This window comes from Rhodopseudomonas sp. B29, from assembly GCF_000333455.1.
GTDB lineage: Bacteria > Pseudomonadota > Alphaproteobacteria > Rhizobiales > Xanthobacteraceae > Rhodopseudomonas.
On record NZ_BADD01000591.1, the window covers coordinates 1 to 11,300 of the forward strand.

An 11,300-nucleotide genomic window follows, 5' to 3' on the forward strand; every position below is an offset into this window, starting at 1 on the left:
CCGAGAGCTTGTCGGTGTTGGCCATATCGAGCGTCATCGACGCGGCGATGAACTCGACCGGATAGTGCGCCTTCATGTAGGCGGTGTGATACGACACCAGCGCATAGGCGGCCGCGTGGCTCTTGTTGAAGCCGTAGTCGGCGAACTTCGCCAGCAAATCGAAGATGGTGTCGGCCTGATCCTTGGCGACGCCGTTCTTCACCGCGCCCTCGACGAAGATGGCGCGCTGCTTGTCCATCTCGGCGCGGATCTTCTTACCCATGGCGCGGCGCAGCAGGTCGGCGTCGCCGAGCGAGTAGCCGGCCATCACCTGGGCGATCTGCATCACCTGCTCTTGGTAGATGATGACGCCGAACGTCTCCTTGAGGATCGGCTCCAGCATAGGATGCAGATATTCCGGCTCCTCGTCGCCGTGCTTGCGGGCGCAGTAAGTCGGGATGTTGGCCATCGGGCCCGGGCGATACAGCGCCACCAGCGCGATGATGTCCTCGAAACGGTCCGGCCGCATATCGACCAGCGCGCGCCGCATGCCCTGACTTTCAACCTGGAACACGCCGACGACATCGCCGCGCGCCAGCATCTGGTAACTTGTCGCGTCGTCGATCGGCAGCGTCGGCAGATCGACGTGGATATCGCGCTGCTTGAGCAGCTTCACCGCGACATCGAGCACGGTCAGCGTCTTGAGGCCGAGGAAGTCGAACTTGACGAGACCGGCCGGCTCGACCCACTTCATGTTGAACTGGGTGACCGGCATGTCCGACTTCGGATCGCGATACATCGGCACCAGCTCGCTGAGCGGCCGGTCGCCGATCACGATGCCGGCGGCGTGGGTCGAGGCGTGCCGGGTCAGGCCCTCGAGCTTCTGCGCGATGTCGAAGGCGCGCGCCACGATCGGGTCTTCGTCCCGCGCCGCCTGCAGCTTCGGCTCGCCCTCGATCGCCTGCTTCAGCGAGATCGGCGCCGCCGGATTCTGCGGCACCAGCTTGGTCAGCTTGTCGACCTGGCCGTACGGCATCTGCAGGACGCGGCCGACGTCGCGCAACACGCCGCGCGCCTGCAGCGTCCCGAAGGTGATGATCTGCGCGACCTGGTCGCGGCCGTAGCGCTGCTGCACATATTCGATGACTTCGCCGCGGCGATCCTGGCAGAAGTCGATGTCGAAGTCCGGCATCGACACGCGTTCGGGATTGAGAAAGCGCTCGAACAGCAGGCCGAACTTGATCGGGTCGAGGTCGGTGATGGTCAGCGAATACGCGACCAGCGAGCCGGCGCCCGAACCGCGGCCCGGGCCGACCGGAATGCCGTGCGCCTTGGCCCACTTGATGAAGTCCGACACGATCAGGAAGTAGCCCGCGTATTTCATGCGGGTGATGACGTCGAGTTCGAACGCCAGCCGCTTGTTGTAGTCCTCCTCGGTCATGCCATGCGTCAGACCATGGACGCGCAGCCGATTGGCGAGCCCCTCCTCGGCCTGACGCTTCAGCTCGGCGGCTTCGGCCGCGGCCGCTTCGGCGGCGTCGCTGACGCTGGCGCCGACGGTGAACAGCGGCAGGATCGGTTTGCGGGTCAGCGGCCGGTAGGCGCAGCGCTGCGCGATCTCGACTGTCGAGGCCAGCGCTTCGGGCAGATCGGCGAACAGCACCGCCATCTCGGCGCGGCTCTTGAAGCGGTGATCGGGCGTGAGCTGAACACGGTCGGCCTCGGCGATCAGCTTGCCCGAGGCGATGCACAGCAGCGCGTCATGGGCCTCGTAGTCATCGGCGGTGGCGAAATGCGGCTCGTTGGTCGCGACCAGCGGCAGGCCTTTGTCGTAGGCGAGATCAATGAGGCCAGGTTCGGCGCGGCGCTCCGCGTCGGTGCCATGGCGTTGAAGTTCGATGTAAAGCCGGTCGCCGAACAGCTTCGCCAAGCGCTCACATCGCTGCGCGGCCAGCGCCGGGTCGGCCAGCATCGCCAGCGAAATCGGCCCCTCCGGTCCGCCGGTGAGCGCAATGACGTCCTCGGTCTCGCCGTCGAGCCAGTCGAACTTGATGTGCGGCGGCTGGTTGACCGGCGTCTCCAGGAACGCCCGCGAGTTCAGCCGCATCAGACTGCGATAGCCGCGCTCACGCGTTGCCAGCAGCACGACGCGCGACGGCGCGATCAGCGCCGGGTTGCGGGAGCCGGCGTCCTGGTCGGCAAAGTCGATCGCCAGTTCGATGCCGGTGATCGGCTGCACGCCGTAGCCCGACAGCTTGTCGGAGAATTCCAGCGCGCCGAACATGTTGTCGGTGTCGGTCAGCGCCAGCGCCGGCTGGTGGTCGGCCTTGGCGAGTTCGGCCAGCCGCGCGACCTTCATCGAGCCTTTCAATAGCGAATAGGCCGAATGGACGTGCAGATGGACGAATCCGGCATTGCTCATCGGCTGGGGCTCGAATTTGGCTCGCTGAGGGGAAAGCCGGGCGCCTTCGCGCGGCCGACTCGTGAGCCCAAAGATGGGCGCGCTCCCCGCGGTGCGCAACACGCCACCCGCGCTTATCCCCGCTGTGCCGGCAGCAGGGTCAGAACCGCTGGGATCAAAGCTGCGGAATGACTTGCGCCCAGACCGCAACCATGCCGATGAACAGCGCAATCGACGTCAGCGCCGCAGCTTCCTGGATGAAAATTTTCAGCATCGTCCGCCTCCCTGACCACCGTGAACATATGCAGAACAATGTTCTCATTTCGTTCTTGGAGTCAAGGCGCGGTGGAGCGGCCTCGCGAAAGCGTAAACGAAACGTAACCGCCGCCCGTTTGTCCCGGCTTTCCACACGTTGACGGGATCGGATAGTCGGCGCACCGATTGCGGCGAGCGGCAGCGTTCGCTGGCGCCGCGTCCGGAGATTCCCATGCGTTCACTGTTCTTTATCCTGCTGGCCGCGGTGGCTGCGCCATCGGCCGCAGCTGCCCAGCCCTACGACAACTACCCGGTCTGCCTGCGCGTCTACGGCCCGATCCGATACGACGAATGCCGCTACGTCTCGATCGAGCAGTGCCGCCCGTCAGCGTCAGGCATCGCCGGCCAATGCGTCACAAATCCATGGTCTCAGGCGCCAACCGGGCCGAAGGCTCGCCGTCACCGTCATTGAGGCAGCTCAGCTCGGCCTCAACCGATTTCTGCGAGTCTGGCGGCCTGTGTCGAGCTGAAGGAGGAAGCCACATGCGTATCGTCGCCGCCGTGCTGGGCCTTGCGGTTTTCGGCGCAGCTTCAGCCGCGCAGGCACGGGACTATCCGGTCTGCCTCCGGATCTATCAGAGCTATCACGACTGGTACGACGAATGCGCCTACTCGACGCTGGCGCAATGCCAGATGTCGGCTTCGGGCCGCGCGGCGCAATGTCTGGATAATCCCTGGTACAAGCCGGAGCCGGTGAGGAAGCCGCGGGCGAAGCAGCGACGGCATCGGGGCTGAGTTGCCCCACTCCCGCACGTCATCGCCCGGCTCGTCCGGGCGACCTAGTATTCCAGGGCGCTGCGGTGAAGTAGCGACCGCTCTGCGATACTGGATCACCCGCATTCGCGGGTGATGACGGCGGTTTGTGCCCCCCTACTCCAGCTCCACCACGACGCCGTCCTGCAGCGAGACGCGGCGGTCCATGCGGCCGGCGAGCTCCATGTTGTGGGTGGCGATCAGCATCGCCACCTGGGTCGCCTTGACCAGCTGCATCAGCGCGCCGAACACGCGGTCGGCAGTGTGCGGATCGAGATTGCCTGTCGGCTCGTCGGCGAACAGCACGCGCGGCGCATTGGCGACCGCGCGGGCAATGGCGACGCGCTGCTGCTCGCCGCCAGACATTTCGGACGGCCGATGCGTCAGCCGGTCGCCGAGGCCGAGATAGGCCAGGATCTCCTTGGCGCGGTTGACGGTCTCTTTCTTCTTCAGGCCGCGGATCATCTGCGGCATCATGACGTTTTCCAGCGCGGTGAATTCCGGCAGCAGCCGGTGCGACTGGTACACGAAGCCGATGTCGGTACGGCGGATCTGGGTGCGCTCGGCGTCGGTCAGGCCGGAGGTCGCGACGCCGCCGACATAGACCTCGCCCTCGTCGGGGTGTTCGAGCAGTCCGGCGATGTGCAGCAAGGTCGATTTGCCCGACCCCGACGGCGCCACCAGCGCCACCGACTGCCCTGCCCACAGCGCCAGCTTGGCGCCGCTGAGGATGGTCAGCGTCGCTTCGCCCTGTGCGTACTGTCGCTTGATGTCGTGTAGATATACGACCGGGATGTCTTCGGCGTCCTGCTCCATCGCCGTCCCCTATTCGTACCGCAGCGCATCGACGGGATCGAGGCGCGCGGCACGCCACGACGGATACAGCGTGGCCAGGAACGACAATGTCAGCGCCATGATCACCACCGCGCTGGTCTCGGCGAAATCGACCTCGGCCGGCAGCTTCGACAGGAAGTACAGTTCCGGCGAGAACAACTCGGTGTTGGTGACCCAGGACAGGAATTGCCGGATCGACTCAATGTTGACGCACACCAGCATGCCGACGAAGAAGCCGGTCAGCGTGCCGACCACGCCGATCGCCGCGCCGGTGATCAGGAACACCCGCATGATCGAACCCTGCGTCGCGCCCATGGTCCGCAGGATGGCGATGTCCTGGCCCTTGTCCTTCACCAGCATGATCAGGCCGGAGATGATGTTGAGCGCCGCCACCAGCACGATCAACGTCAGGATCAGGAACATCACGTTGCGCTCGACCTGCAGAGCGTTGAAGAAGGTCGAATTACGCTGTCGCCAATCGACCAAAAACACCGGCCGTCCAGCGGCTTCCGTCACGCTCTTGCGAAACGCGTCGATGTGGTCGGGATTGTCGGTGTAGACCTCGATCGCGGTCACGTCGTTGGCGCGGTTGAAGTAAGCCTGCGCCTCTTTCAGCGGCATGAACACGAAGGTCGAGTCGTATTCGGACATGCCGATCTCGAACACGGCGTTGACCTTGTAGGGCTTGATCCGCGGCGTCGTGCCCATCGGCGTCACGGCGCCGCGCGGCGCCACCAGCGTGATGGTGTCGCCGGCATGGATCGAGAGCTGATCGGCGAGCCGCCGGCCGATGGCGACGCCCTGGCCGTCATCGAAGCCTTCCAGCGTGCCCTGCTTGATGTGATTGGCGATCGAAGACAACCGGTTGAGATCGTCGGCACGGATGCCGCGCACGAACACGCCCGCCGCATTGAACGGCGACGACGCCAGCGCCATGCCGTCGACCACCGGCGCCGCAAGCTTGATGCCCTGCACGCCGCTGATGCGGTCGGCCACATCCTTCCAGTCGGTCAGCGGACTTTCCAACGGCTGCACAAGCAGATGGCCGTTGAGTCCGAGAATCTTGTCGAGCAGCTCTTTGCGGAAGCCGTTCATCACCGCCATGACGATGATCAGCGTCGCGACGCCCAGCATGATGCCGAGGAACGAGAACCCGGCAATCACCGAGATGAATCCCTCGCGCCGCCGCGCCCGCAGATAGCGGCCGGACAGCATCCACTCGAAGGGCGCGAAAGGGGTAGTTCTGACTGGCTCGTCCATGGCGTGATCCATGATCCGAATTTCACACGATTCGGGCTAAATCAGGTGCACCCAATGCGCACCCTGAGATGTTTCGCGGCGTCTTCAGTCGGCGACCCCGCTGCGCCCGCCGTATGTACCTTACGGAGCAAGCCTCGCCACAGCTTCGGCAAGCGGGACGTTTTCGCGCGAGCCGTCGCTGCGACGCTTCAGTTCGATCTGGCCGTCGGCGAGCCCCTTCGGGCCGACCAGCACCTGCCAAGGAATGCCGATCAGATCGGCGGTCGCGAACTTGGCGCCGGCGCGCTGGTCGGTATCGTCGTAGAGCACATCGACACCCTTGGCGATCAGTTCGCGATACAGCTTCTCGCAGGCGCCATCGGTGCCGCTGTCGCCCTGCTTGAGATTGAGAATGGCGACGCGGAACGGCGCCACCTCCTCCGGCCACTTGATGCCGTTCTCGTCATGACAGGCCTCGATGATGGCGCCGACAAGACGCGACACGCCGACGCCGTAGGAGCCGCCATGAATCGGCGTATCGGTGCCGTCCGGGCCGGTCACGTTGGCCTTCATCGAGTCCGAATACTTCGTGCCGAAATAGAAGATCTGGCCGACCTCGATGCCGCGGGTCTGCAGCCGGTTGGCCTCCGGCACCTCGCGCTCGTAGCGCTCGGCCTCGTGCACATCCTCGGTCGCCGCGTAGACCGAGGTCCACTGCTTGATGATGGGAGTGAGATCGCCGTCGTAATCGACGTTTTCGTCAGGCACCGGCAGATTGAGCACGTCCTTATCGCAGTACACGCCGGACTCGCCGGTCTCGGCCAGCACGATGAATTCGTGGCTGAGGTCACCGCCGATCGGACCGGTTTCGGCGCGCATCGGAATCGCCTTCAGGCCCATCCGCGCGAAGGTCCGCAAGTAAGCGACGAACATCTTGTTGTAAGCGCGGCGCGCGCCGGCCTCATCCACATCGAAGGAATACGCATCCTTCATCAGGAACTCGCGGCCCCGCATCACGCCAAAACGCGGACGCTGCTCGTCGCGGAATTTCCATTGAATATGATAGAGATTCAGCGGCAGGCTCTTGTAGGACTTCACGTAGGCCCGGAAGATCTCGGTGATCATTTCCTCGTTGGTCGGCCCGTACAGGAGCTCGCGCTTGTGGCGGTCGGCGATGCGCAGCATCTCGGGACCATAGGCGTCGTAGCGGCCGCTCTCACGCCACAGGTCGGCGAGCTGCAGCGTCGGCATCAACAGCTCGATCGCGCCGGCGCGGTTCTGCTCCTCGCGGACGATGCGCTCGATGTTCTTCAGCACTTTGAAGCCGAGCGGCAGCCAGGCGTAGATGCCCGCCGCCTCCTGCCGCAGCATGCCGGCGCGCAGCATCAGGCGGTGCGAGACGATCTCGGCTTCCTTCGGCGTTTCCTTCAGAATCGGCAGGAAGAATCGCGACAAACGCATGGGACTTGCTCGGAGAATCAGGGGGCCGGAAAGGTTCGCCGCAGTCAAACCGGATCGGGCGGCAAAACACAACCTCAAAAGGCCGCCGAAAAGGCGCCCGCCCGACTAACGGATCACTACTGGCGCGGTCACGGTCACTTTGTCGAAATCGGAAATCAGAACACCCAATGTGAGCATCCAACGCCCCGGCACAGGCGCCACCATCCGGACCCGCCACGAACCGTCGCCCTGACGCTGCGCCTGCGCGCTGGCCGCCTCGATCCCGGCATCCGGATTGGCCAGGCTCACCGTCAGCGCCTGCGCCGCCAGCGGCGCCTCGTCGGGCGTCTGCAGGCCGATGTCGATGTCCACCGGGCCGGCACGGCCTGGCTTGATGGTGACGTTGGCCATGACCCGCTCGGTATGCAGATGGGTGAAGAAGTTGTCGTCGCCTTGCTGAACCGGGGCGCCCGCCTGTTGGGCCGGCGGCGGGTTGAACCGCCATAGCCCGACGATGCCGAGGATCGCCGCGACCAGGATGAGTTCGGACACGATACTCCGACGCATCGTTCCGACCGCACCGTCGGCACCGGCGAGCAAGAGCGGCGTGAGACGCGTCCGATTCCACAGCGCGAGCAGCAGCAGCACGACCACCAATGTGAGCTTGGCCAGGAGGATGCGGCCGTAGAAGCTGGTCCATAGCGCATCCACGCGCCGCAATTCGACCGCGGACAGCACCACGCCGCTGATCAGCAGCGCCGCGATTGCAAAAGGAATGGCTCGCGAAAACCGGCGCAGCGCGACCGCCCTCGCCGGTCCCGCTGCGACTGAAACGGCCAGCGGCACCAGCGCGCCGACCCACAGCGCTAGGCTGGCGCCATGTACGAGCATCGCGCCCGCTGCCAGCGCCCGCGGCTCAGCGGTCGCGGTGTGGCCGCTGACGGCGAAACTCGCGCCGAGGCCGAGCACGGCCATCAGCGCCGTCAGCCGCGACACGCCTGTGCGCCCGACGACAGCCGACAGGCTCAGGCCCAACGCCGCGGCGGCGATGCCGACAGAGAGGCCGAACGACCCCGACGTGCCGGCGCTCCACACCTGCCTGTCGCCGAGGCTGGGAAACGGCAGATCGAGCACGTCGAGGCCCTGAAGGCCGATCGACAGCGCCAGCGCGCCGAGCCCCACGATCGCGGTGCCGGCGACGCCCGCCCGCGTTGCGGCGCCGGCCGGGCCGATCGCCACCCAGGCAAGGAAGAACGCCGCGCCTACAGCGCTCAGCGCGGCCAGATTGACGAGGATGCCGGTGGCCCAAATCGCACTGCGTCGCGCTGGATTGTCCTGGACTTCGATCGCCGGCAGCCGTTCGCCCGGCGCGCCAATCCAGAACGTCAGCGAGCCGCCGACCGGATGGCCGTCGGCCGAGATCACGCGCCAGCTCAGCACATGCGCACCGTTCGGAAGCGACGCAGGCGGCGCAAAGCGCAGCGTCGCGCCTTCGCTGACAAGATTCGCGACGTCGCTGCTGCGTCCACTGCCGTCGATGAGATGCAGCGCCAGCGGCTCAACCGCTTCGTTGAACGTCAGCGACATCGTTTTCGGCGACGTCGCCAGCACCGCGTCAGCAGCCGGCTCGCTGGTCACCAGACTAGCATGCGCGAAGGCCAGCGAGGGCCACAGCAAAACAACGGCGAGCGCAGCGATGATGAATCGCCAGCGCCCGCCATCGTCGTGTCGTGCGCTGCGCCGGGTCACGGCGCCTTCGGCGTGAGCCGCAGCGCCGGCGCGGGCTCGTGCAGCGTCTCGGACTTCTGTCCCGCGGCGGGGATTTCGATCCAGCGGCTGACGCCCTTCTCGCATTCCTGCACCACGGGGAAGTACAAGGTCTGCGCGTTGTCCGGCAGTTTCATGATCAGGCCGAAGCTGTCGTAGAGATTGTCCGGCAACGGACCGCCGCGCCACGCCACCTCGTCGACGGTCTCGGTGATCGTCTTGCCGTGCAGCTTCGGCAGATCGCCTTCGAGCTTGCGCATCTTGATGTCGACGGTCCAACCGGGCTTCATCTGCGGTTTCACCGAGATGACGCCGGCCGGAATCTTGACCCGGATCGCTACGGTCGATGAGCCGTCGCAACCGTGCGGGACGTTGAAAGCGGCCTGAAAGTAATTCCCCGCGACCGCCTCTTTGGGCTGGATGGTGACATGCGCGGCGGCCGGCGTGACCGACGCCGCGGCGGCCAAAACGGCCGCCGCGATCATGAGACGACGCGCGCTCACTTCTTCATCATCCCGGAATGATCGTGGTCCATCTTCATCATGTTGCCGTGGTCCATCGCGCCACCGCTGTCGCTCGGTCCCTTGGCGCCGACGCCCTGGACGTCGAGCGTGACCTGGACCTTGCCGGCCTTTTCGAACTGCAACGTAACCGGCACGTGCTCGCCCTGCTTCAGCGGCGACTTCAGCTCTTCGAGCATCAAATGATAGCCGCCGGGCGCCAGCGTCACGGTCTTGCCGGCCGGCACGGCGAGTCCGCCCTCGACCGGGCGCATCTTCATGACGCCGTTGTCCATCGACATTTCGTGGACCTCGGTTCTGCCGGCGACGTCGGCGGTGATCGCGACCAGGCGATCGTCTGCCTTGCCGTTGTTGGTGATGGTGAGAAAGCCGCCGGCGACCTTGGCGCCGCCGGGGGTCGCCCGGCTCCAGGCCTGGCTGATGACGAGATCGCCGGCTTTGACGTCGGCGGCGGAAGCGGCAGTGACCGACAGCAGGGTGACGAACGCAGCGGAGGCGAGCGAACGATAGAGTCCGTACATGGTTTGAAGTCCTTGAGGTTATGATGGCACTGACCGGCGCTGCTGGATCGCTCCGGCGCGGTTACGGTCCGGCGTTGGACAATGAGGGTCTCAGGTTGGAGCTCTTCGGCTCCGGCATTCAGGACAGCGCAACCGGCGGCGCTCGCGCCTGCGCAGTGGTCGAGGGGTAGCTGATCGGGCTCGTCGGCGCGGCCAGCCACCACGTCAGACGCTGCGGCGTCCGCTGGAGCAGAGCATACTCACCCGACGGCCCGAGCGGCATCGGCACGCCGCCGAGTACGACACCGCACAATGTACAACAGGATCGGTCATGGGAATCAGGATCGTGCGCCGGCAGACCGTCGCGCTCGGCCGCCATCGCGGCACAGGTCGGAACCTGGATGGTGGGGTCGGCAATTGCAGCGGCGACGAAGCGGACAGCGCCGATCGGCGCCAGAAACTGCACCAGCAGACCGATCGCCAGAACCGCGATGGATAGCCCCAATTGTCGGCGCATTCCGGCCGGCCCTCCTGGGACGCCGAATTATCATGCAGCCGGCAGACTGTCGATCTACGCCTCGGATCAACTCGCAACTAACGGTGGCACAGCGACTTCCCAGCCAGCAATATTTGGCAACGCACCAACATCGTTTCACCCCCTGCCCGAATTTTGAACATTCGTTGCCGAAATTGATGACAAGGCGTCAGAGTTCGGCTAGCCTCTCAGTCAGACATCGCCCTACAGCGAACGTCGGGTGGTCCAAGTCTCGGGAGGAACCCTGACGCGCAACCAACGCCGCGTCGCCCGGTCCAACAACGATAGATCTCAAAACATCCGGGAAAATCAGGGTCGACACGTTTTTTCAGCAGGGCACCGTGCCCTGCTTTCTTTTTTGGTCGAACTAGTCGGTCGCAGAACAGCTGCTAATCAGCACCGGCGAATCTGCCTCCTCCGACTCGCTTAGTTGTAGCTTTCTAAGCGTGAAGCCATAGCCGCCGTCATCCTGAGGTGCCCGCTGGGCCGCGCTATGCGCGCACCTCAGGATGACGACTCAACACGTGAGAATGCCGCCGTCGGCTAATCACTTAAAGGAAGCGAACTACAGCGGCACGCCCATCAGCTTCGCCAACCGGTCGATGCCGAGAAGACCGTTGCGATAGGCGATCAGCGCGACGGTGAAGATCACGCCCGAGATGATCGTGGTCCACAGCGCCTTGCGGGCCATAAATGTGGCGACCGGCGCACCAGGGTCGGTCCCCGGCACGGCCTCGTCTTCCTTACCGGCCTCCTCGGCGTTACGCACGCCGAACGGCAGAGTGGCGAACAGAACGATCCACCACATCACGAAGTAGATCGCCAGCAGAGCCGAGATCTGCGCGAACATCGGCGTTACGACTGCTCGATTTCGACGAGCGCGCCCGAGAAGTCCTTGGGGTGCAGGAACAACACCGGCTTGCCGTGCGCGCCGATCTTCGGATTGCCGTCGCCGAGTACGCGCGCGCCTTCCTTGATCAGCGTATCACGCGCCACGAGGATATCCGGCACTTCGT

The 11,300-nt window shown here is 65.0% G+C and carries 11 protein-coding genes and 1 pseudogene; 2 read left to right on the plus strand and 10 right to left on the minus strand.

What is annotated here, in order from left to right:
• Positions 1-2,401: DNA polymerase III subunit alpha (gene dnaE / locus I5M_RS21055; RefSeq protein WP_022723207.1), on the minus strand; the 2,401-nt coding region annotated here is incomplete at its 3' end.
• Between the two features lie 466 nt (positions 2,402-2,867).
• On the opposite strand from dnaE, the gene I5M_RS21065 reads away from it, so the two are divergent.
• Together I5M_RS21065 and I5M_RS21070 are read left to right on the plus strand one after the other, a co-directional pair.
• A complete protein-coding gene (locus I5M_RS21065) occupies positions 2,868-3,107 on the plus strand; it encodes a DUF3551 domain-containing protein (protein ID WP_022723209.1) in 240 nt (79 codons plus the stop codon).
• A gap of 71 nt (positions 3,108-3,178) precedes the next feature.
• A complete protein-coding gene (locus I5M_RS21070; RefSeq protein ID WP_022723210.1) occupies positions 3,179-3,430 on the plus strand; it encodes a DUF3551 domain-containing protein in 252 nt (83 codons plus the stop codon).
• Positions 3,431-3,565: 135 nt separating this feature from the next.
• Here I5M_RS21070 and I5M_RS21075 read toward each other — a convergent pair whose 3' ends face one another.
• The 9 genes and pseudogenes from I5M_RS21075 to I5M_RS21115 form a co-directional block, all read right to left on the minus strand.
• Positions 3,566-4,264, minus strand: a complete 699-nt coding sequence (locus tag I5M_RS21075) for an ABC transporter ATP-binding protein (RefSeq protein ID WP_022723211.1) — start codon at positions 4,262-4,264, stop codon at positions 3,566-3,568.
• A gap of 9 nt (positions 4,265-4,273) precedes the next feature.
• Positions 4,274-5,554 carry a lipoprotein-releasing ABC transporter permease subunit gene (locus tag I5M_RS21080; protein WP_022723212.1) on the minus strand — a complete coding sequence of 427 codons (1,281 nt, stop codon included), beginning with the start codon at positions 5,552-5,554 and terminating at the stop codon, positions 4,274-4,276.
• 108 nt (positions 5,555-5,662) lie between these two features.
• Entirely contained in the window at positions 5,663-6,982 is a 1,320-nt protein-coding gene (gene proS / locus I5M_RS21085) for a proline--tRNA ligase (protein ID WP_022723213.1), read from the minus strand.
• Positions 6,983-7,087: 105 nt separating this feature from the next.
• Entirely contained in the window at positions 7,088-8,710 is a 1,623-nt protein-coding gene (locus I5M_RS21090; protein WP_031337257.1) for a copper resistance protein CopC, read from the minus strand.
• Complete coding sequence (locus tag I5M_RS21095) at positions 8,707-9,213, minus strand: YcnI family protein (protein WP_022723215.1); 507 nt, start codon at positions 9,211-9,213, stop codon at positions 8,707-8,709. The genes I5M_RS21090 and I5M_RS21095 overlap by 4 nt, the downstream gene beginning before the upstream one ends.
• Positions 9,214-9,227: 14 nt before the next feature.
• Complete coding sequence (locus I5M_RS21100) at positions 9,228-9,770, minus strand: copper chaperone PCu(A)C (RefSeq protein WP_022723216.1); 543 nt, start codon at positions 9,768-9,770, stop codon at positions 9,228-9,230.
• A 118-nt stretch (positions 9,771-9,888) separates the two neighbouring features.
• Positions 9,889-10,266 (minus strand): DUF2946 family protein, encoded by a 378-nt coding sequence (locus I5M_RS21105; protein ID WP_022723217.1) that lies wholly within the window; start codon positions 10,264-10,266, stop codon positions 9,889-9,891.
• Positions 10,267-10,849: 583 nt separating this feature from the next.
• Positions 10,850-11,134: a DUF1467 family protein gene (locus I5M_RS21110; RefSeq protein WP_022723218.1), complete on the minus strand. Its 285-nt coding sequence runs from the start codon at positions 11,132-11,134 to the stop codon at positions 10,850-10,852.
• 5 nt (positions 11,135-11,139) lie between these two features.
• Positions 11,140-11,300: pseudogene (locus I5M_RS21115) on the minus strand (methylmalonyl-CoA epimerase); the annotation flags it as partial.

What these genes read in the sequence shown, in the direction of transcription:
- I5M_RS21070 (WP_022723210.1), top strand. Translation starts at nt 3,179, where the DNA reads ATGCGTATCGTCGCCGCCGTGCTGGGCCTTGCGGTTTTCGGCGCAGCT.
- proS (WP_022723213.1), bottom strand. Translation starts at nt 6,982, where the DNA reads ATGCGTTTGTCGCGATTCTTCCTGCCGATTCTGAAGGAAACGCCGAAG.
- I5M_RS21095 (WP_022723215.1), bottom strand. Translation starts at nt 9,213, where the DNA reads ATGATCGCGGCGGCCGTTTTGGCCGCCGCGGCGTCGGTCACGCCGGCC.
- I5M_RS21065 (WP_022723209.1), top strand. Translation starts at nt 2,868, where the DNA reads ATGCGTTCACTGTTCTTTATCCTGCTGGCCGCGGTGGCTGCGCCATCG.
- I5M_RS21080 (WP_022723212.1), bottom strand. Translation starts at nt 5,554, where the DNA reads ATGGATCACGCCATGGACGAGCCAGTCAGAACTACCCCTTTCGCGCCC.
- I5M_RS21100 (WP_022723216.1), bottom strand. Translation starts at nt 9,770, where the DNA reads ATGTACGGACTCTATCGTTCGCTCGCCTCCGCTGCGTTCGTCACCCTG.
- I5M_RS21110 (WP_022723218.1), bottom strand. Translation starts at nt 11,134, where the DNA reads ATGTTCGCGCAGATCTCGGCTCTGCTGGCGATCTACTTCGTGATGTGG.
- I5M_RS21075 (WP_022723211.1), bottom strand. Translation starts at nt 4,264, where the DNA reads ATGGAGCAGGACGCCGAAGACATCCCGGTCGTATATCTACACGACATC.
- I5M_RS21105 (WP_022723217.1), bottom strand. Translation starts at nt 10,266, where the DNA reads ATGCGCCGACAATTGGGGCTATCCATCGCGGTTCTGGCGATCGGTCTG.